Source organism: Urechidicola vernalis (assembly GCF_031846385.1).
GTDB lineage: Bacteria > Bacteroidota > Bacteroidia > Flavobacteriales > Flavobacteriaceae > Urechidicola > Urechidicola vernalis.
This window is the reverse complement of record NZ_JAVRHV010000002.1, coordinates 34,671-57,741: the sequence shown is the minus strand read 5'-3', so window position 1 is coordinate 57,741 and position 23,071 is coordinate 34,671. Positions and strand designations below refer to the sequence as shown.

Genomic DNA, 23,071 nt, shown 5'->3' with positions numbered 1-23,071 from the left:
GATTTATTTTAAAATTTTAGTGAACCAATCTTCGGCCAAAACAGGCCATTTTTCAGCGGCTTCGTTTCCAGGCCTTAATCCGTATCCATGTCCACCTTTAGCGTAAAGATGTAACTCTACAGGTGTTTTGTTACTTCTAAGAGCACTCGCCATAACTAATGCGCTATTTGCAAATGGATCATCTGCTGTAGCAAAAATGAACATTGGAGGTGTATTTTTATCTAAAGTTAATTCAGGAGTTAAGGTATTGTTTGGACCTTTGTCTAAATAGGCTGGGTAAACCAAAACAGAAAAGTTTGGTTTTGCTGAATGTTTGTCAGCAGTATCAACAAATGGATATAATTTTTTGTTGAAATTAGTACTTATTCTTGCGGATAAACTGGCCCCAGCAGAAAAGCCAAGTATACCAATTTGGTCTGAATCTAACTTCCATTCAGTTGCATTATTTCGAACAATTCTAAGTGCTCTTTGAATGTCCATTAGTGCGCCTTCTTGTTTTTGTGGAACACGATATTCTAACACAAATGCGGTAAATCCTAGACTTGTAAGCCATTCGGCAATTTCGTAACCCTCTAAATCAATGGCGAGTATTTGGTATCCACCACCCGGACAAATAATGACACTCGCTCCATTTTTATTGGATTCATTTGGATGAAATATAGTTAAATGAGGATTGGTAACGTCTGTTAACCTTTTAACATTGTTCTTAGTATTATTTGTCTGAGTAGAGGCCTTTTTTACTTCGTTTTCTCCAGGTACTTTATTTGGCCAAAGTTCAATAACTTCTTTAGTATCATAATTGCGCTGTGCACAAATATGATGTATTGAAAACAATACAATAAGAATATATATGAGTTTTTTAATTTTCATTCTTTTTGTTGTATTGTTTCACCAGTTTTCCAAAACCAGGTTCAATACCTTGTTTCATTTGAGTGATGATTTCTGGTTTTTCTGTCTCCAACCATTTTAAAACTCCAGGCGCTCTCGGAATAACTGCATTATCCCAATTCATTTCTTCTAATCCGTAGTCTTTGTTGTTTTCTTGCCAATCGGTATAGTAAGATTTCATTTTTGCTAATTCCTTTGCATATTCAGGGTCATTGGCTAAATTGTTCGTTTCGTATGGGTCATTAATCAAATCGTATAATTCTTCGCTTTCCTTTTTTGAGAAAAATTTGGATTGCAATTCATTTAATTCACCATTTTCATTCAAAGTACGCATGGTATGCACCGCAGGTCTGTAAAACTCCAAATACGCTTGTTTGGCATCTAAGGGCTGATCTACGATATTATTTTTTATATATCTGAATTCTTTTGTAGATATGGCTCTTGATTGTTCTAGAACTTCATCCCATAAATCGCGAGCAGAATACACATAGTCTCTGCCAGGTTCTACGTTGTTTAATAACGGTTTTGCAGTCATATAAGATGGTAATTCAATTCCTGCAAAATCTAAAATAGAAGCTGCAACGTCTATTGATGAAACCAACCTTTCATCAACTTTCCCACCTGTCATATGTGCAGGCCAATTCACAATAAGAGGTAATCTTAATCCTGGATCGTATAAATAGCCTTTACCTCTCATGTTACATCTTCCATTGTCTCCAATAAATACGACTATTGTGTTTTCTTTTAAACCTTTTTGTTCTAAATCATCTAAAATAAGACCAACTTCATTGTCCATATATTCAATTTGGTCTAAGTATCTAGCCCAATCTTCACGAATTAATGGTGTGTCTGCAAAATAGGGGGGGAGTATGACGTCAGAAGGATTTACCCTATGTTTAGAATCATTACTTACATCTTTCCACCAATCACCTCTATGAGTTACATTCAACGTAATTTGGGAAAAGAATGGTTCATCAGATTTTTTAATCGTATCTAGTTTATCAAATAAACCAAATTCAGTTTCTCCATTCCAGTTTCCAACAGCCTTATGTTTAAAGTTAACATCTACTTTCTGGCTTTTACCCTTTGCTAAATGACTACCAAGAATACATGTATATCCGGCTTCTCTTAAATAAGAAGTAATTGGTTTGTACGGGGTCATTAATGGAATATCTCTATTAGATCTGTGATGTTGTGTATTTGCAACGTTTTGATGAATACCAGTCATCATATTAGATCGACTAGGAGAACAAATTGAGTTGGTTCCAAAAGCATTTGTATACCTAACGCCTTCTGAAGCCAATTGATTTAAAATAGGAGTTTTTACAGCTTCCATTCCATAACATTCTAAATCGGTACTCATATCTTCGGCCATAATCCAAAGGATATTTGGCTTAATAGGTGCTTCTTTAGTTTGTTTGCAGTTCACAAATAAAATAGCGATTATAGAAAGAGAAAATATTTTAATGAAGGTGTTCATATTAATATGGGATTGCTTGTCTAGGTTCATTTAGCCAATTCTTTAACTCGGCTAGTAATGTATTTGTTTGTTCAGGATATTGTTTAATTAGATTCCAACGTTCATAAGGATCTTCATTTAGATTGTAAAGTTCAGTTGGATTTCCTTCCACAGCCAACAATTTCCAGGGTCCTTTTCTTACGATTTGATTAGGAACTGGTTTATGTCTAATATCTGTTGTGTTTACGTAATTACCACTGTTTTTGTAGCGAGGAGAAATCTCAAAAAACATGGTTTCTCGTTGAATTTCAGTTCCATTTAAAAAGGTTTCTGAAATATCAATTCCATCCATAGGAGTAGAAGAATTGATTTCTCCCGAGCCAATGGAGTTAAAAGTTGGTAATAAATCTATAGTACTTGTTAAACTTTTGTTTATGGTGTTTTTATTAATTTTTCCAGGCCACCACGCAATCATTGGAACTCGAATTCCTCCTTCGTGGAAATCAGTTTTTCTGCCTTTAAAATGTGCCGGACTTCCTAAATATGCAGGCCCGTTATCACTGGTAAAAATTACCAGAGTGTTTTCAGCAATGCCTAGTTTTTTTAGTTCACTCAGAATTTCTCCAACACCTTTGTCTAGATGAGATACCATTCCTCTATACAAAAGATCTTGACCTGTAGTTCTATCTTTATATTTTTCCATTAAGCCTTTTTCTGAAGCTTCATAAGGAGCATGTGGAGCATCTAACCAAAGGTTTAAGAAAAAAGGTTTATCTGATTCTGATTGTTCTTTAATAAATGATTTGGCAGCATCGAATTTTAAAGTTGTCCAATGGGTGTTATTTGGTTGTTGAATATTATCGTCTTTTGCCAGATGTTTTCCAGCATCTTTATACAAACGTTTTTCTCGCATGGCAGGAGCACGGTACAAAGGATCTTCAATCATCGTTAAATAGGAATCAAACCCATGTTGCAATGGACCTGGTATTGAATTTTCTCTATCTAAAATGTGAGCTTCGTTCAATCCACCTAAATGCCATTTACCAATATGCATACTAGTATAGCCTTCCTTTTTTAAGGATTTTGGAATCGTTAGCATGTCATTGTTTAAGAACATTTCCCTGTCATTAAAATGTTGAGAAACATTGTAGCGAATAGGGTAGTTACCTGTTAGAATGCTAACTCTTGTTGGCGTACATACCGCAGATGCGGCATAAAAATCTGTAAATTTCATGCCCTCTTTTGCCATAGTATCAATAAAAGGTGTTTCTATACGCTTACTGCCATAACAACCTATATCTCCATAGCCTAAATCGTCGGCTAGGATTAAAATGATATTCGGTTTTTTAGGGGTTTCAGAATTTTGCCCTTGTACAATTCCAAAACTGAAGATAAAAATGAATGCTATTTTAACTAAATGGTTTCTCATTTTAGAATAATTGCTTATTTACTTTTTATGGATTCAATTTCAGCAAGCATTGCCTCTACCATTTCTGGGTTGTCTTTAGCAATATTATTCTGTTGGTTGCGATCTGTTTTTAAATTATACAACTGAACATTTTTGTTGCGGCCTGTTTCAATATTCACCCATTTATTGGTCATTTTTCCACCTTTATGTGGCGGAATTAAAACATAATCACCTTTTATAAATGAAGTAATATTACTTTGTCCAAGTAATAAACTGTTTCTTCCTTTATCTGATTTTCCTAAAAAGGCATCTAATACATTTTCACTATCAGGAGTGGAGTTTTCTTGCCCAGTTAAAGCAGCAAATGATGCCGTAAAATCCACTTGACAAACCAATGCATCAGATACACCAGGTTTAATTGTACCAGGCCAACGCACCATAAAAGGCACATGTGTACCAGCATCAAATAAACTGTATTTTCCACCTCTTAAACCTCCTCTAGGGGTGTGTGTTCCGTTTTTAGTAACTGCATCATCATGATACCCATCATCTAAAACAGGTCCATTATCACTAGAAAATACGATGATTGTGTTTTCTGTTAATCCTAATCTGTCTAGTTCATCTAAGAATTGACCTACAGCCCAATCTGCTTCCAAAATAACATCGCCACGTGGTCCTAAACCTGATTTACCTGCAAATCTTGGATGTGGTATTCTAGGTACGTGTGGTTGATGTAGACTATAAAATAAAAAGAAAGGTTCATCCTTATGGTCGTTGATATATTTTTTAGATTCTCTTAAAAAATCATCGCTCATATCCTCATCGATAAATAAAGCGTCTTTACCTCCGCGCATATATCCGATTCTTGAAATACCATTGTGGATACTCATGTCGTGTCCATGACTTGGATGTACTTTTAACAATTCAGGATTTTCTTTTCCTGTAGGTTCTCCTTCAAAGTTTTTCTTGTAACTAACTTCAATTGGATCATTTGGGTCTAATCCAACAATATTATGATTCTCAACATAAACCGAAGGAACGCGGTCATTAGTAGAGGCCATGATATAAGAATAATCGAACCCGATTTCTAATGGGCCTGGTTTTATTTCTTGATTCCAATCTAGATTTTCTCCACCCAATCCTAAATGCCATTTACCAACAACTCCTGTAAAGTATCCTGCATCATGCAGCATTGAAGGTAACGTCTGATTTCCTAATTCGAATAGTAATGGTGCGTTTCCTGGCAAAACTCTTGCTCTTTGCGTTCTAAATGGGTATTTACCAGATAGTAATGCAAATCTACTTGGAGTACAGGTAGGAGAAGAGGCATATCCGTTCGTAAAACGAATTCCTTCATTTGCAATACGATCAAAATTTGGCGTGATAAGTTCAGTTGAACCATAACTGCTTACGTCTCCATAACCTAGATCATCTGCATATATTACAACAATGTTTGGTTTTGAATTTTGTTTTGTCTTTTCCGTAGTTTTAGATCCACCGCATCCTATGATGGTAAATGCAGTGAAAATTGCAATAATTGAGTTATAAAATTTCATAATGTAGTTGGTATTATTTCTTTTTTGGTTTGTAATTAGAATCGAATTCAGGATTTAATTCTTCTGGAATTTCCGCCGCTAATTCAATTCTCCATGATTTCAACATGGTATATAATTCTTTTGTTTTAGTTGGGTTTACTTTAGAAAGATCATTACGCTCGCCCAGGTCAGTTGTAAGATTGTATAGTTCTAAATCTCCATCTTCGAAGTAATGATGAAGTTTCCAATTTTTATATAAAACGGTTGAGCCTGGTCGTGTTCTAAAAAGCGGGTCTCTACCATCGTCTTCTTTTTGATTGTACGCTTGCAGGTATATTGGGAAATGCCAAAACAAAGGTCGTTCGTTAATTGTTTTTCCTTTTAGTAAAGGCAAAATGCTTACGCCATCTAAATCTTGATTTATGGAGTTTATGTTGAGTACTTCCATAAATGTAGGAAAGAAATCTAGATTGATTACTGGCGTATTATTTGTTAAGCCACTTTGTATAATCTTTGGATACTTGACAATTAATGGAACTCTTGTACCACCTTCATAATAAGAACCTTTTCCTGCTCTAAGAGGTGTTTGATTAGAAATTGCACGAATACCGCCATTGTCTGAAGTAAAAACGACTAGGGTGTTTTTTTCTAATCCTAAATCTTTGAGGGTTGCTAAAATTTTTCCAACGTTGGTATCCATGTTTTCTACCATAGCAGCAAAAACAGGATTGTTTTGTCCGTTAGATCCTTGCTTGTTTTTGTATTTGTTTACCAGTTTGGTTTTACCCATTAGTGGGGTGTGCACAGTATAAAAAGGAATGTATGCAAAGAATGGTTTGTCTTTGTTCTGGGTAATAAATTTTATTGTTTCCGAAGTTAAACGATCTGTTAAGTTTTCGCCTTCAGGTGCGATGTCTAAATTTGGAAGTTGATTGTAAGGAGCAGTATATCCGTTTTTTCCAGGGTTTCCTTTATAATTACCTCCAAAATTAACATCAAATCCATCTCTTAACGGATTGTTAGAAACATGCCATTTCCCAAAAGTACCGGTAGTATATCCTTTGGATTTAAATATTTCTGCTAACGTTTGAATTTCGCTGGTAATATGAATAATGTTTTTGGTAGGAATCAGTTTTCTAGACTTTTTATGGCCTCTTGCAGAAGGTGAAACCGTGTAAACTCCATGTCGAGGGGTATTTTGTCCTGTCATAAAACAGGCTCTACTTGGTGCACAGTTGGCAGCCGCAGCATATCCGTTTGTAAACACCATACCTTCGGTAGCTAAAGTATTTAAATTTGGTGTGTCGTAATACGTGCTTCCCATAAAACCAACATCCTTATAACCTAAATCGTCTACGTTTATATAAACAACATTAGGTAGTTCTGTTTGACCAATCAAGGTGTTGATTCCTACAAATAGGAAAATATAAAGAAGTATGTTTTTAGGAATTGACATGGATATTACGAAGATATATGTTTAAAATTTGTTGCTGTAATTAACTATGTCTAATTGGTAAAAAGAGCCACAGATTAAGTGGTCTATGGCTCTTTTTGGAATAAATGAAAACTAAAAAATTATCTTTTAGTCGCTGTATCCTGGGTTTTCAACTAAGTTAGGATTATCTGCGATTCTGTTTAATGTGATAGGTAAATAGTAATGCCTATCAGTAAAAATACGAGGCCCTGTTGAAGCTCCTCTTCTAATTTGGATTTTATACTTGTCTGTTGCACCGTTATATGTGAATTTTAACCCTTGAAGGTTTGTACCACCTAACACATCTTCTGCAATTCGCCATCTACGTAAATCCCAATAAGCTTGGTCTTCTGCAAATAATTCAACACGTCTTTCTTGTTGAATATTATCAAGTGTTAAACTAGTTCTTGCAGGCATTCCTGCTCTTGATCTAATTGCGTTAATAGCGGTTAAAGCCTCACCAGTTCTACCTAAATGAAAAGCTGCTTCTGCAAGGTTTAAATAAGTCTCACCTAAACGGAATACGATGTAATCAGTATCATCAGTACCTCCAATTGGTTTTTCCGTACCTTCATCAACACGTTTTCTTAATAATAAACCTGTTCCGTTTGCTTGGTTTCTGTTTTTTCCAGGAGCTCTTTTAGACCACCCTGGAGGTGCACTTCCTGCATTGGTTGTGTTGTCATGGAAATATACTTTACCTCCTTGCCAATCAGTTTCTGGGAAGAACACAGAAGCAACGAATCTTGGATCACGATTTCTAAAGAAATCATCTACATGCCATTCTTGATTATGTACTAATGAACGGTCTATTTTACCAGTCGAACCATCAGCAAAATCAAATAATTCCACAGTGTCATAAAATACAAAGAAATTTGCTCCCCAACCACCGTGGAAAGGCCAAGGCATTGCTAATAAACTAAATGAATGTGCATTTAATTCGTCATCAAATTTTTCAGAGAATATAACCTCTGGGTTTGCGGCTTCATCAGTAAATAGTTCTTGATAATTTCTCGCCGGATCTGAATGTTTCATATATAATGAATGTCCACTTTGTTCAATTAATGCTTTAGAGGCATTGTATGCTTCTTCCCAAAATGGATCAGCATTTGGAATACCAACTACTCCGTCTAATTGTACAGTACCATATTCTCCAATAGAACCAGCATAAAGAGCCGCTCTACTTCTTAAAGCCATTGCAGCCCATTTAGAAGGAGTTCCATCATTTGTAGTTTTATCTGGTAAAATACCTTCAATAGCCTTCATTTCAGAAATAATGAAATTGTAAACGTCTTCTTCAGTATCTCTAAAAACAAATAATTCCTCTGCAGGAGCATCAATTGCTTGTGGTTCTGTAATAATTGGAATTCCTCCATATCTTTTAACCATGTTAAAGAACAAATATCCTCTTAAGAATTTTGCCTCTGCAATTCTAGCTATTTTAAAATCAGCATCTAATTCTGAAAGAGTTTCCATATTAACGATGAATTCATTACATCTACGCACTAAGCCATAAGCCCAATACTGAACCGCTCCTGCAGGTGCTCCGGTTTCATCAATATCTCCGGTAGAAGCGCCAAATGGCGCTTGCCATGCTCCAATATTTCTGAATTCCCCGGCCATATTACCATCTAATCCAACGTTAAATCCTGCTTGTTCCGCTTGATTTAGGAAAAGTGAATTTTTGTAAAGTTCATTTAATTTAGTATTCACTAAATTTTCATCTTGCCAAACACTCGCATCGGAAATCAATCCTAATGGTTGTTGGTCTAATACATCATCACAACTTGTAAATGCGAATGAAATACCTAAGACTATATATATTAATTTTTTCATTTCTATTTCGTTTTTTCGTTATAATGCTAATTTAACTCCTAAGGTAAATGTTTTCATAATAGGGTAGTGACGTCCATTTTGCGAAGCAGGACTCTCAGGATCAAATGTATCTTTGTAAATTCCTAAACTATTGAAACTAAATAAGTTTGTTCCAGCGGCATAAATATCAATACCGTCAAAACCAATTTTGCTAACAATATCAGAATCAATAGCATAGTTCAAATTTAAAGATTTTAATCTAACGTATGTGTTATCTAATAACCAGAAATCTGAAGTTACATTGTTATTAGGAGCAACACCGTTATGTGTAATCCTCGGCAATCTAGCCATTGGATTTGTATTTACAGTTGGATCGTTGTAATCTGGTCTCCAAGAGTATTTTAACATATAATCATAAGGAGTTGATTGGTTTGAAAATCCTCCTCTAGCAGCACCTGCAATGTTCATATTAAATAAACCAGCGCCTTGGAATAATGCAGCAACTGAGAAGTTTTTGTATTTCATAAATATATCTAATCCATAAGATATATCTGGTGTAGAACCAGTACCAATATCTTTTTGATCTCTCCAATCAATTACGCCATCACCATTTAAATCTACATATTTAATATCTGAAATAACTGGTTGTGCATTTCCTAATTCATAAGTTGCATGATTGTCTATTTCTTCTTGTGTTTCGAAAAGACCATCAGATACAAATCCGAGCCATCTATTTGTGTAGTTACCTTCTCTTTGGTATAATCTAATTCTATCAGGATCGGTTTCAGCTTCTTCTGCTACACTAACCCATTTTTGTCTAGCCCATCCAACATTTGCAGAAACACTATAACTAAAGTCATCTCCAATCGTGTTTCTATGTGTTAGAAGGATATCAAATCCTCTATCATCTCTATCATTAATATTTTCTTGAGGTAAAGTAGCTCCAAATGTACTTGGAATATCTGTTTGATTTGTTCCGAACAATCCTTCTGTAAGTCTATAGAAAACATCCACTTCAAATCCGAATAATCCATTCCAAAAACTTCCATCAACACCGACATTATACAATGTATTTGTAAACCAAGTCACTTCTTCGTTTGGTAACCCGTTTGTGAAAATAATTTGACCAGTTCTATCGTCAATTAAGTACGTTCCGTTTGCTGAAATTGAATATCCTGTTAAGAATCTATAATTACCAACATTGTCCAAACCTGTCTGGCTATATGAAGCTCTAAGTTTTAAGTTGTCAACAGATTCAGAATCTACTAAGAAATTTTCCTGAGATAATCTCCAAGCACCAGAAACACTTGGGAAGTATCCCCATCTGTTATCTGGGTGAAATTTTTCTCCTGTCGCATCAGCTCTCATAGTCGCTTCTAAAAAGTACTTTCCTTTATAGTCGTAATTTACCCTACCAACATAACTCATACGTCCGGATGAACTAGCATTACCGCTATTTTCAGCCGTTTCTTTATCTCCTGAACTTAAGTAAGGAATATCTGTAGAAATTAAATCAAACCTTCTGGCCTGAATTGCATCGTCTCTAATCTCAATAGTTTCTACTAATCCTAAAGCATTAATATTGTGTCCATTGAAATTCTTTTTGTATTGCAAAGAGAATTGTGGGTAGAACTGAATTCTTTTTCTGTAATCTTCAGTGATACTGCTTCTTCCTTGAGCGGTACCTGAGTATAAATACTCATCATTTTCGTAATCATATTCCCAAACGTCATAAGGTTTTCTTAGCGCTTTTCTTGAAGTATTTAAAGATTCATACATGATAACACCTTTAGCAACTAAATCATCCGTAATATTAAATTTTAATTGAACTCTAGCATTTATGAATTCTCTAAGATCATCATTGTATCCACCAAAACTTTTATCAGTTGCAGCGTATGGACTTCTTGTGTTAAATCCTGAAAAAGCAGCTCTCGTTGGGTCTGGTAAAAATGCAGGGTAAATAGGTTGTGCTGTTTGTAACCTGTTGTACATGTCACTTGGGTTAGTAGCAGGTTGATCTCTATCTTCACGTCTGTAAGATAGATCTACACCAAAAGACAATTTTTTACTGATTTTAGCATCTAAGTTAGAACGTAAATTGTAACGTTGGAAACTTAAATCTCCTGAACGGTAGGCACTTTCTTGGTCTAACAAACCAATAGATGCAAAGTATTTTACATTTTCACTTCCACCGCTAACATTTAAGTTGTGTTGTGTCATTGGAACGTTTTCTGTAAACACCGCATCGTTCCAATCTTGATTTGGATATGCAGGATCATTACCCGCCCTAAACTTGTCAACGTCTTCTTCGGTATATGTGTCGTCAATTGAACTATTTCCATTTAAATCTGCCTCTCTAATTAAAGTAGCATATTGCCAAGAATTAACATAGGTACGCTCCTTAACTGGTGATTGAAAACTTGAATTTCCGTGATATGTTATTTTGGTTTTTCCTTCTTTACCTCTTTTAGTAGTAACTAAAACAACTCCGTTACCTGCTCTAGAACCATATACTGCCGCAGCACCATCTTTCAAAACAGATACACTTTCTATATCATTCGGATCTATTCTGTCCATAGAAGTTTGAACCCCATCAACTAATACTAATGCTGCTCCAAATCCTCTAATATTAATAGTTGTTGCATCATTACCTGGTACACCCGTATTTTGTTTTGTAATTAAACCTGAAACACGCCCAGAAAGTAATTCCGTTGCGGTAGAAGTAGGCGCTTGAACTAAAGACTCTGATTTTACTGTACCTACTGCTCCTGTCAGGTCTGTTTTTAATTTTGCTCCATAACCTACAATTACAACTTCTTCTAATTCAGCTGAGTCGGCTGCCATTGTTACATTTAGAACAGTTTGTGATGTAATTGTCATTTCTACAGAAGTCATTCCAATAAATGAAAATACAAGTACATCTCCACTAGAAGCTTGAATTGAGAAGTTACCGTCAAAATCAGATTCAACACCATCCGTAGTTCCTTTTTTGAAAATTCCTACACCTGGAAGAGGGTTTCCCTCCTCATCAGTTACAGTTCCTGTGATAGTTTGTTGAATCGTTGAGGTTGATTCTGAAGTTGTACTGTTAGATTCGGCTGAAGCCTGCACTTTAGATACACTTAATAGTGCAATCATCATACAATAAAAAGATAGTTCTAATTTGGATGCCTTCTTTCGATTCGCATTCCAACTAAGAAATATCTTGTTTAGATTTTTTTTCATAATTCTTGAGTTAATTGTCATTAGTTAAATTTCTATTCTAAGGTTTTGAAAAATGAAAACTGAATAGGGTTTTCCATTTTTGGGGTTTCGTTTTTAGTAGTTTTTATGCATCTAAGTTTATTTGTTTAATTTTTCAGTTTTATATCTTATTTATTTCGAATCCTGCCAAAACCATTTTTAATCATTCCGGTAGGTAGTGGTAGGGTCGATACAAATTTGCAAGGATTTTCAGTTCGTTTTAGGGTAATTTCAGATTAATTAGAGGGTATTTAAAGTTCAAATTCAAAATTTTATAGATTGATTCATCTGTTTTTAGTTTTGATCTTATTTTTTTTAAATCTAAGAGTTGTATTTAAAGGACTTAATTTCAAATCATTTTTTATCACATAAACATGAGCATTATTAATATCGCAGCAAACAATGTAACCAGTAAAATAAATATTACAGATTGAATTATTTTAAATCTTTTCTCTTCTTGTTTTTGGTCTAGTTTCATATAAGCCAAATTTCGAGAATAAATGAAAAAACAAAGGGTAGTGAGGATTCAAATGCGGGGTGATTTCAACTCAGGTGTAAATTGTTATGTCTGATTGTTACAAGAATAACGGAATTTATTTTTTGTTAAACTGTGATGGATTGACACCAAATTGTTTTACGAAGCACTTACGGAAATATTTTGGATCATTAAATCCTACTCGGTAGGCAATCCCAGAAATATTATCTTCTTTATTTCGAATCATCTGAGCCGCTCTTTTTAATCGAATAGACCTGATAAATAAGGTGATGTCTAAATCTGTAATTGCTTTAATTTTTCTATAAAGGGTGGAAGGACTCACTGACATTTTATTGGCAATAAATTCTCTCCCCAATTTTTCATTTGTTAAATTGTCTTCTACTAATCTCATAACCTTGTTAAGAAACTCTTGGTCCATAGAGCCAATTTCAGAAGGTTCTGTAGGAAGTAAGTTTACTTTATTTCCAAAGTACTTTTTTAATTTGTTTCTACTATTAAGTAAGGCTACTACTTGCGCTTTTAAAACGTTTGGATTAAATGGTTTGGTCACGTATAAATCGACACCCGAAGTATAGCTCTTTTCTTGGAACGTTTCTGTTGTTCTGGCCGTAAGCATAATAATTGGAATGTGCATGGTTTTATTTTCTGACCTTATTTGGTCTGTAAACTCTAATCCGTCCATTTCAGGCATCATTAAATCACTTATTATAACATCAGGTACTTCATTTTTGGCATGATCAAACCCCAATTTACCGTTACTAGCCACAGTTACATTGTAGGATGTGTTAAATATTGAACTGATAAAGGTCAAAATCTCAGGGTTGTCATCTACAACCAACATTTTTGGAAGATTAGAATTTAATTCTTTGTTTTCTTTTAAAGCTTGTTCCGGTTTCAGGATTCTTTCTGGTTTATAAAAGAAAGAATCTTCTGATTTTTTGAAATTTTGAACAAATTGATCTTTAGTGAAATGAGTGTCTCCTCGTGGAATACTAAGTGTAAATGTACTTCCCATATCAATTTTACTCTCGACTTTTACGGACCCTTTATGTAATTCAATAATGTTCTTTACCAAAGAGAGCCCTATTCCGGAGCCAATTAAGTCTGAAGAATCTGAATTTGATATTTGATAAAATCTATCAAAGATTCTATCTAGCATTTCTTCAGACATGCCTTTTCCATCATCAAAAACGAGAATGTGACAACTGTTTTCGTTTATTTCTACCTCCACAGAAACTTTAGATTTTGCATATTTAAAGGCATTAGATAGTAAATTACTAAACACAATTTCTAATTTATTAAAGTCATAGGTAAGTGCAATATTTTCTTGAGGTAATTGCAACGTAAAATCGATGTCTTTACTTTCTGCTAAATCGTTAAACGACAAGAAGATTTCTTTTATGAAATAACTAAAATTGCCCTCATGTACTTTTAACCTCATTTTTCCAGAATCGGATTTTCTAAAATCTAAAAGTTGATTGACCAAGCCAAGTAAACGATTGGTATGATAGTGAATGGTAGAAAGATGTGCTTTTTTTTGATTGGCGTCTATATTGTTATTTAAAAGAAATTCTAAAGGCCCAGAAATTAATGTGAGTGGTGTTCTAAATTCGTGCGCAATATTGGTAAAGAATTGTGTTTTCATTTTGGCTATTTCTTCCTCTCTTTTTCTATTATTTCGAGAAAGTTCTAACCTTGTCTTTAATTCATTTTGCTTATTGATGTAGAATCGGTACAAGAAAAGCAATCCAATAAACGAAATGATATATAATGCGAAAGCTTTATTAGATTTCCAAAATGGTGGTAAAATTTTAATACCAAGTTGCGTTATATTATTTTCAGAATTTAATTTACTTACAGGTCTAATTTTAAAAATATAATCGCCTGGTTTTAAATTTGAAAAATTAATACTAGTTTGAGAGTTTGAATTATGCCATTCATCATCCAGGCCTTGTAACATATACTCCAAATTAGAATTTGAAGTATTAAAACTCAAAGGACTATAATCGATAGAAAAGATGTTTTCGTTGCTATTTAAAACAATTTCATCGGTATATTCAATAGCATTATTGAGAAGTGTTCGATCGTTATATGATTCACCCGCCTTTATTTCTTCACCTGCAATTTGAAACCCGGTTATGGTAACATTTGGCAATTCTCTTGGTTTTATTGAATCCGCAATAAATGAATTTAACCCATAAATTCCACCAAAATAAAGTTCTCCAACATTGGATCTAAAACCAACTCCTTCCATAAAATTGTTTGAAGACAAACCATCTGTTAAATCAAAGTTGGAAAATATTTTTTCTTTTAAACTATATTTAGAAATTCCTTTATTTGTACTTACCCACAAATTTTTAGAAGTGTCTTCTAATACAGAATGTATGTAATTGTTAGGTAAACCATCTTCAACCTGATAGGCTTTAAAATAAATATCCTTTTCTGTTTTAATTAGCAAGTTTAGACCATTGGGAGTACCTATCCATATTTGTCCATTCGAATCTTCACATATACTATTTATGATATCGCTACTGAGTGTATTTTTATTGGATTGTACTTTAGCATATTTTTTAAAATTATTTGTTGTCTTATTATATTGTAAAAGCCCGTTGTATGTTCCAATCCATATTTGACCATTTGAGTCTTCTAAAAAAGCACTAATTCTATTATTGCCTAAATGATGTTCAAATTTTTGATCTTTTGGCGAACCAGGCTGCACAGATTTCCTTAGCCCTTTTTGTTGGGTTCCAATCCAGAAAGTACCGTCAGAAGATTCATCTAGGGTTGTTATTTTTGCATTCTCCTTAGTGTTGTCATCTCTTATTATTGGGATATTCTTGTTGTTTAGAATATAACTATTTCCATTTTTATTAATTTGAAATAAAGAGTAATTCCCACCAACCCAGATTGATTTTTTTGAGTCCTGATAAATAACTTTCGCTCCGCTTTTTACAGATCGATTACTGTTACCAGGAAATGATTCGGGTAATTTAATTTTTCGGAAATCATCGTCACCTCCTCCGAAATAAATATTACTATTTCCTTTGAATCCTACCCAAAGGGTTTTGCCTTCATCTTTAATAACGGACCAAACAGGTTCGTTCGGTAAATTTTTAAAAGATTTAAAACCAAATTGTTCTGTATCAATAACCTTGCATACCCCTCCGCCATTAGTGCCAAACCATAAATTCTCAGAACCGTCTTGATATATGGTTAAAACATCATTATAGAGTTCTTTGCTACCCTTTCCGTTATTAGAAAATAAACTGTAATGTGCGTATTGATTTGTATTTAGGTTGTATTTGTATAATCCGGTGCCCCAGGAGCCTACCCATAAATTTCTTTTTGTATCTAAATATATGTAATGAAGATTGTTGGAGTTTACCTCGGAATTTTTAATGTCGAAAAGTTTGAGTTTAGTAGATTTTTTAGATCTAGGATTGTAAGAAAATAGTCCCGTGCCCCATGAAGAATAGTAATAGTTTCCTGAAATTGTATCTTCTGTAATGCTAGAAATATTTCCAATTGAAACTTGTTCAATTAAGTTTTGATTCAAATCATAAATATGTAAACCAAAGGCGGTTCCGACTAAAATTTTATTTTGAGAAGTTTTGTAAATTGATGAGACTACATTAACTTGATTAAGTTTATGTATTGATTTGTCTTTTTCATTGATGACCCATAGTCCATTTTTTCTTGTACCAACCCAAATTTCGTTTTCCTTTCCTTCCGCAATGCTTATTACATTTTTGTCTTTAAGTTCATCAAAGAATTCGCCAAATTCTTCGAATTTATCTATTTGTGGATTGTATTTGGCAACACCATTTGATTTAGTCCCAATCCAAATATTTCCTTTACTGTCTTCAAACAGATTTTCTATAGAGTTATTGATTAAACTATTTGGGTCTCCAATTTTATTTTGAAAGGATTTTATTGTTTTACCATCATATCTGTTTAATCCTCCTCTCGTACCAATCCATAAAAAGCCTTTTTTATCTTGAAGAATTGATGTTACTTCACTTTGAGAAAGCCCTTCATTTGATGTGATATATTCTACATTCGGGAAGTAATCAATATCTTGCGCTTTTAACCCTGGAAGTAATGGAATAGAGCAAAACATATACAATAGACTTATTCTAATATATCTATTGTAATTATTTAGTAGTATTAAGGGTTTTAATCGACACATTAAATGAAAAATAGTTGCTCTTAATTAATCTCTAATTTGAAATCAACTAGTTTCCAAATATAGTTTTTTATAGATTAAAATCTGGCCACGGAACTTTTTTTCCGGTTTCGGTTAGTGTAGGCATTTGAGCGTCAACTTTTCTTAAGTATTTACCTAACTCTTTTGCTAAGTTTTTTAAAACTTCACTTTCGTCCTCTTTAAGGTTTTTAGATTCTCCTATATCATTTTTAATATTAAAGAGTTCAAAAGATTGATCTAAATGATAATAAATCAATTTCCAATCTCCTTTTCTAATGGTGCTTGTTGCGCCAATTCCGGGTCCTGTTGGCCCCCAATTGTTAGGGTAGTGCCAAAATAGGGCTCTATCTGAATCAGTTTCTTTTCCGCCTTTTAAGATGTTGGTAAAGCTCTGACCATCAATTTTTTGAACGGTTTTAGAATTTTGTATACGAGCCATTTCTAAAATAGTTGGAAAGAAATCTTCAATAATAACCTTAGCATTGGTAGAGGTGTTTCCTTTAGTAACAGAAGGCCATTTTACTAGCATCGGTTCTCTAATTCCGCCTTCATGAACTGAGCCTTTACCGCTAGAAAGTGGTTTGTTGTGCGTATGTTTTTCGCCTCCTCTTGCAACTGCACTTAAACCACCATTATCAGACATAAACATGATAACAGTATTATCTGCAATACCTTTTTTATCCAGATGATCCATTAAATCGCCTAAACTTTTATCCATGCCTTCAACCATTGAAGCATATTTTGCTTCTACGGGTAATAAACCTTGGTCTAAATATTTTTGTTCAAATCTAGGATCTCCTTGAATTGGAGTATGAACCGCATAATGAGCCATATATAAATAGAAAGGTTTTTTCTCATTAATAGATGTATCCATTGCCAATATTGCTTCTTGCGTCAAAGCTTCCGTAAGAAAAATGTCTTTACCATGATATTTTTCTAACCCTGGAACATCCCAAATCTTTTCATTTCTTCGAGTGTTCTCATAATTTTTGAGTCCGTAATAACTACCCGGAGCACCTGCTGCGTGCCCCGCAATATTTACCTCAAAACCTAAGGTTGTCGGATCGGCACCAGGAGTACCAATAGCACCGAAATGAGCCTTGCCTACGTGGATCGTCTTATAGCCATTATCTTTTAAAATTTGAGGTAAGGGTGTTATATGAACGGCGTTAGAAATAGAATCGGTTGGCTGTGCACCGTTTAAATTCCATTTGGGCATACTCAAACCTTTTGGTGGTTTAACCATGTATCTATCACGTCTTAAAGTCCAATTGGTTACACGATGTCTTGCCGCATTCATGCCTGAAATTAAACTGACTCTTGTTGGTGTGCAAACTGGTGTAGCATAGGCCTGAGTAAATTTCATTCCTTCAGCAGCCAGACGTTCCATACTTGGTGTTTGGTATAACTTATTAAATGGAGTTTCTTTATCCCAAAATGGAACAGAAGTGTCTTGCCACCCCATATCATCTACCATAAACACAATTATATTTGGCTGTTCTTCTTTAATCTCTTTTTTACAGGCAAAAAAAGTTATAAATGTCAAACAGGTTATAGTGCTCCAAAGTCGTTTCATTTTTTTATTGTTTTGTGTTTGTGGCAAAGTTGATATCCATTGCTTTCCAACGTGCTAAAATATTAGAAAGGTTTTTTTCGAAATCATTGAAATTTTTATTGCTTTTTTGTGTCCACCCTACTTCTGCATATGCAGCAATCCTGGGAAAAGTTTGATATTCTACATCTTTGATTGTTGGTGTCCATTCTGTCCACATTTGGCAACCTAACCCGTAAATATTATCATGGTATTTTTGGTCTAAACCTTTTGGAATTGGATCAAAATTGTATGCTTTTTCTAAGCTAATTTGTTTGTAACTGTAATCTAGGTACGTGTTACTGTGTAATGAGTTTACAATACCATAACCCATTCTTGCGGCTTCAGTTGCCAATTCTAAATTTCCTTTCCAAAAATGAACAACTACGTTTTTGGCAAGTTTCGTTTCAGCTTCTATATCAAGCTTTTTCTCACTGAAATCTGAATGAACATTCTTACCCATGATTTCATTCCAGCCCATCATTCTTCTGCCTTTACTCTCAATGAATTTTGAAATTTTATTCGTAAAACCTACTTGTAAATCCGCTGGTGAATTGATTCCGTTTTCCTTCATGTATTGTTGTACGTGTTCAGATTCTTCCCAAACTTTGTAACCAACTTCGTCTCCGCCAATATGTATGACTTCAGATGGAAATAATTCAAACATTTCCGTTAAAACATCCTTGATAAATTTTTCAACCTTTGGATTAGTTAAATCATAGTTGTCATAGTGTCTTCCAAATTTTACTGGAACTTCAATTTCTTTTCCAGCCGTTCCTAACCACGAATAAGATGCAATTGCTGCGCTTGAATGACCAGGAATCTCAAGCTCAGGAACTATTGTTATGTTTCTTTCAGCAGCATAGGCTACAATATCTTTAATCTGTTCTTGGGTGTAAAAACCACCATGAGGTTCACCTGCAGTTAACTCGCTTTTCCATTTTTTTGGACCTATTTGCGTGTCTTTTCTTTTTGAGCCTATTTCTGTTAATTTTGGATATTTTTTGATTTCAATTCTCCATCCGGCATCATCCGTTAAATGCCAGTGAAAAACATTCATTTTTAACAAAGCCATTTCATCTAATAGTTGTTTTACAAATGCTTCTCCTTGAAAATAACGCGATTCATCTAACATATAGGCGCGCCATCCAAAACGCGGAGCATCTTCAATAAATACGGTTGAAATATCTGTCGAATTCATGGCTAGTTGTCTTAAACTTTGAATTCCGTAAAACCATCCTTTTCTTCCAGAAGCTGAAATAATAATTTGGTTTTTAGAGATATCTAAAGTGTAGCCTTCATCTGTAATTTGAACATCTTGTTTAAATTGGATACTGTGCTCGGTCTTTGCTTTAACAATGTCTAGGTCTAAATTTATATCTTGTTTTAATGCCTGATGAAGGGCTTTCGCAATTTCATGTTGGTTTCTTGATGCAACGATACTTGTTGAATTGTCTAAAGTAAAGGTTCCTAAATTTTTTGCTTCAATAAAATTTGGTTGCGGAATTATAGAAATGTTTTGAGCTTTGATATTTACACTAATTAAAATTGTAATTAGTAAAGCAGTAATTGTAATTTTTGATTTGGTCATTAATAAGTACTTATAATTGAATTAATTCTATATAAAAAGGAGTGTAATGTTTTTGACCCCAACCACTATAATACCAGCCTTCTAAAGCTACTTCTCCTTCATTAAGTAGGACGTTTTCATAGGTTGCAGATTCTATATTATTAGCAGTTATTTTTTTTGAAAAATTCTGTGTTCCTAATCGAATAATAAGTTCACCGGGATCAGGAATAGGTTTTCTAAAATGACAAATTATTTTGTAATTACCTTTTTTAATAATGTTTAAATCCCAACGCACATACATTTGTTCATCGGCCCAAATTAATTGCATGCCTCTTGCATCATTTCTGTTTAGAATTGTGTGTGTTTCATTAGGCGATCCAATTATAGTTCTTGGTGGTTTTTTAATATGTTCGCTACTCATAATATCGTCATACCAATCATCTAATTTTGATTGAAGTTTTTGGACGATTTCTGAATTTTCTTCACTGATATCATTGGATTCGAAGGGGTCTATGTTCAAATTGTATAATTCAAATTGATTTGATTCATTGTGAGATTTAGTATTACCTATGAGTTTATAGCCATTGTCTAAAACGGCCATGTTTCGGTATTTTTCTGGGTAACTACGTTGCCATTCAAAGAAAAGAGGTCTTTCTTTTAGTTGTTTATTTTCGGATAAGCTTTTAGCGAAACTAATTCCATCTAAATTTAATTGTTCCGAAAGTTCTATTCCACATAACTCAGCCAAGGTTGGTAGTACATCTATATGGGCTGCAGGCGCTTCAATTGCGTTTGTATTTTTTTGATTCTTTACATTTTTTAAATAGAATGGAACATGAATTCCGCCTTCTCTTACTTGCCCCTTAAGGCCTCTATATCCACCAACATATCTATATTGCTGCGGTCCATTATCAGTCATGAAAATAATAATAGTATTGTCGTAAATATTTTTCTTTTTTAAAGACGAAATAAGCCGACCTACATTATCATCAATATTACTCACCATTGCATAAACCTTCCGAGCATCTTCTTTGTTTTTCTCATTCATTTCATGCACATATTGGCCATTTTTCTCAAAATAATCTGAGTCGAATTCAAGTGATTTATATTGTTCGTAGTACACTTCTGGAACTTGTAACGGCGTGTGTGGAGCGTTAAATGATAGATATGCTAAAAATTGTTTATCATCATTATTTTCTACAAAGGAAATTAATTCATCGGTATATACATCAGAGCAGTAACCTGAACTTTCAAAGACCTCACCGTTCCTAAACAACACAGGGTCAAAGTATGAGGTGTTGCCTTTGTAATAATTAAATACATCTCCCACTTGACCAATTCCTCCGCTCAAATGCCATACACTTTCTTCAAATCCTTGATCTTGAGGTCTGGAAGGGTAGGAGTCTCCTAAATGCCATTTTCCAAAAATTCCAGTAGCATAGCCATGATCTTTAAATATTTCTGCAATTGTTTCTTCTTCGGTAGCCATAATTGCTCCGCCTGAATAGGTGTCGAATACACCAGTTCTAATATTGTAGCGTCCTGTTAAAAGACTTGCTCTTGTAGGGGCGCAAACAGGACTCACATAAAAATTATCGAATGAAACACTTTCCTTTGAGAGGTTATCTAAATTTGGAGTTTTAATTAACGGATTACCATGAGCACCAAGATCTCCATAACCCATATCATCAGCCATAACGATAATAACGTTCGGTTTTTGAGAATACCCTAAAAGAGAGCCTAGGCTAAGGCAAAATAGGATAACATATATAAATTTACTATTCAGCATGCCAGTAGTTTGAGAAAATGGTTTGCATTTCTGGATATTGCGAATCAGAATCGCCAATTTCCGATTTTAATTCTTTAAGAGAGACTTTCATTTCTTTAATAATTTCATCATATTCAGGATTGTTGTAGGCATTGGTGTTTTCTTTAGGATCTTTCTCTAAATCATAAAATTCCCAAGCCGGTTTGGTAGCTTCTTTTGCAGAACCGGTCATATCCAATGAATGACCGTAAAACAACGCTAATTTATATCGTTCATTTCGTATTCCAAAATGTGCAGGTCTGTTGGCGTGATTTGTCCAATATCTGTAATAAGCGTTTTTCCTCCATGTATTCGGAGTATTCCCTTTTAGGTTTTCTCTAAAACTTGTTCCTTGAAATGATTCTTGTAGTTGAACTCCTGCGTAATCGGCCATTAAAGAAGGGAAATCAATATTTAAAATAATGTCATCGATGCGTTTACCCCCTTCTATTTCTTTTGGATAACGTATTACAAAAGGCATTCGTAATGATTCTTCATAAATTAAACGCTTGTCAAAAAAACCATGTTCTCCTAAGAAATAGCCTTGATCCGCAGTGTAAATTACAATTGTATTGTCCGCTATTCCCTTTTCTTCAAGATAGTCTAGTAATTTCCCAATATTGTCATCTATAGCCGCTCCAGATCTCATAAAGTCTTTTACAAATTTTTGGTAAACAGCCTTCCTTGCAGAAACACTATCCATTTCATTAGTGTAAAAAGGTAATCCTGGATATTTACACCACCATTTGTCAGGATCATTAGAGGCTTGTTCATAACGCCATGCCAATTGCTCTAATTTCTGACCTTTTATACTTCTACCTGTAGTTTCCGGAGAAAAGTCTAAAAGTGATGCTGGTTCCGGAATTTCTTGATTTTTGTATAAATCATTAAAACGCTCTGGAAAATCAAATGGCTCATGTGTTGCTTTAAAATGAGTCATTAACATAAATGGTTTGGAAGAATCGATAGTATCCAGCCAATTCATGGATAGATCCGCAATTACATCTGTTGAAAATCCCTTGTGAACATCCCAATCTTTTAATTTTTTATGGAAGTTTTCTTTGGTTCTTAAAATAGGGTCCCAATATCTCCCTTGGTCATGAAGAATATTATAGTAATCGAATCCCGATGGTTCTTTTTTTAGATGCCACTTTCCAATAATAGCAGTTTGGTATCCATTGTTGTTTAAAACCTTTGCAATATTATTTCTTTCTGGAGTTAAAGCATCTGATAGCGTGTAAACACCATTATTATGACTGTATTGACCTGTTAAAATTGTGGCCCTACTGGGAACGCATATTGAATTGGTGCAAAATGAATTATTTAACACCGCTCCCTCGTCAGCCAAACGCGAAATGTTTGGAGTGTGAACATAATCTTCTAAAATTCCACCGTAAATTCCCCATGCTTGCGAGGTGTGGTCATCACTCATGATAAAAAGAATGTTTGGTTTGTTTGGAGTTGAGGATTTTTGCTTACATGATACTAATGTAATGGATGCTAAAAGAAATAAAAATAGTGGTCTCATTAGGACTTGATTAGTTTTAAGGTAGAATGAAATAATTTTTTAAAAATACA

General features: G+C 34.2%; 12 protein-coding genes. All 12 read right to left on the bottom strand.

The features are described 5' to 3' along the window. Positions 1 to 3: 3 nt before the first annotated feature. Complete coding sequence (locus RM519_RS05495) at positions 4 to 870, bottom strand: alpha/beta hydrolase (protein ID WP_311592616.1); 867 nt, start codon at positions 868 to 870, stop codon at positions 4 to 6. After that, positions 860 to 2,368, bottom strand: a complete 1,509-nt coding sequence (locus RM519_RS05490) for a sulfatase family protein (RefSeq protein ID WP_311592615.1) — start codon at positions 2,366 to 2,368, stop codon at positions 860 to 862. Before RM519_RS05490 ends, RM519_RS05495 begins: the two co-directional genes overlap by 11 nt. 1 nt (position 2,369) lies before the next feature. After that, positions 2,370 to 3,776 carry a sulfatase-like hydrolase/transferase gene (locus tag RM519_RS05485; protein ID WP_311592614.1) on the bottom strand — a complete coding sequence of 469 codons (1,407 nt, stop codon included), beginning with the start codon at positions 3,774 to 3,776 and terminating at the stop codon, positions 2,370 to 2,372. Between the two features lie 14 nt (positions 3,777 to 3,790). Further along, the gene (locus tag RM519_RS05480; protein WP_311592612.1) at positions 3,791 to 5,311 is read right to left on the bottom strand and encodes a sulfatase family protein; all 1,521 of its coding nucleotides are present in this window, start codon (positions 5,309 to 5,311) and stop codon (positions 3,791 to 3,793) included. Positions 5,312 to 5,324: 13 nt separating this feature from the next. Next, positions 5,325 to 6,746, bottom strand: coding sequence for a sulfatase (locus RM519_RS05475; protein WP_311592609.1), 1,422 nt, complete (start codon positions 6,744 to 6,746; stop codon positions 5,325 to 5,327). A gap of 126 nt (positions 6,747 to 6,872) precedes the next feature. Further along, positions 6,873 to 8,600, bottom strand: a complete 1,728-nt coding sequence (locus tag RM519_RS05470) for a RagB/SusD family nutrient uptake outer membrane protein (protein WP_311592607.1) — start codon at positions 8,598 to 8,600, stop codon at positions 6,873 to 6,875. An 18-nt stretch (positions 8,601 to 8,618) separates the two neighbouring features. Further along, on the bottom strand, positions 8,619 to 11,804 hold the full coding sequence (locus RM519_RS05465; protein WP_311592606.1) for a SusC/RagA family TonB-linked outer membrane protein: 3,186 nt from the start codon (positions 11,802 to 11,804) through the stop codon (positions 8,619 to 8,621). A 611-nt stretch (positions 11,805 to 12,415) separates the two neighbouring features. Further along, the gene (locus tag RM519_RS05460; protein ID WP_311592605.1) at positions 12,416 to 16,438 is read right to left on the bottom strand and encodes a two-component regulator propeller domain-containing protein; all 4,023 of its coding nucleotides are present in this window, start codon (positions 16,436 to 16,438) and stop codon (positions 12,416 to 12,418) included. A 136-nt stretch (positions 16,439 to 16,574) separates the two neighbouring features. Then, complete coding sequence (locus tag RM519_RS05455) at positions 16,575 to 18,101, bottom strand: sulfatase (protein ID WP_311592604.1); 1,527 nt, start codon at positions 18,099 to 18,101, stop codon at positions 16,575 to 16,577. 4 nt (positions 18,102 to 18,105) lie between these two features. Continuing rightward, positions 18,106 to 19,707 carry a beta-N-acetylhexosaminidase gene (locus RM519_RS05450; protein ID WP_311592603.1) on the bottom strand — a complete coding sequence of 534 codons (1,602 nt, stop codon included), beginning with the start codon at positions 19,705 to 19,707 and terminating at the stop codon, positions 18,106 to 18,108. Positions 19,708 to 19,717: 10 nt separating this feature from the next. Further along, a complete protein-coding gene (locus RM519_RS05445; RefSeq protein ID WP_311592602.1) occupies positions 19,718 to 21,475 on the bottom strand; it encodes an arylsulfatase in 1,758 nt (585 codons plus the stop codon). Further along, entirely contained in the window at positions 21,465 to 23,021 is a 1,557-nt protein-coding gene (locus RM519_RS05440; RefSeq protein WP_311592601.1) for a sulfatase family protein, read from the bottom strand. Before RM519_RS05440 ends, RM519_RS05445 begins: the two co-directional genes overlap by 11 nt. Positions 23,022 to 23,071: the final 50 nt, after the last annotated feature.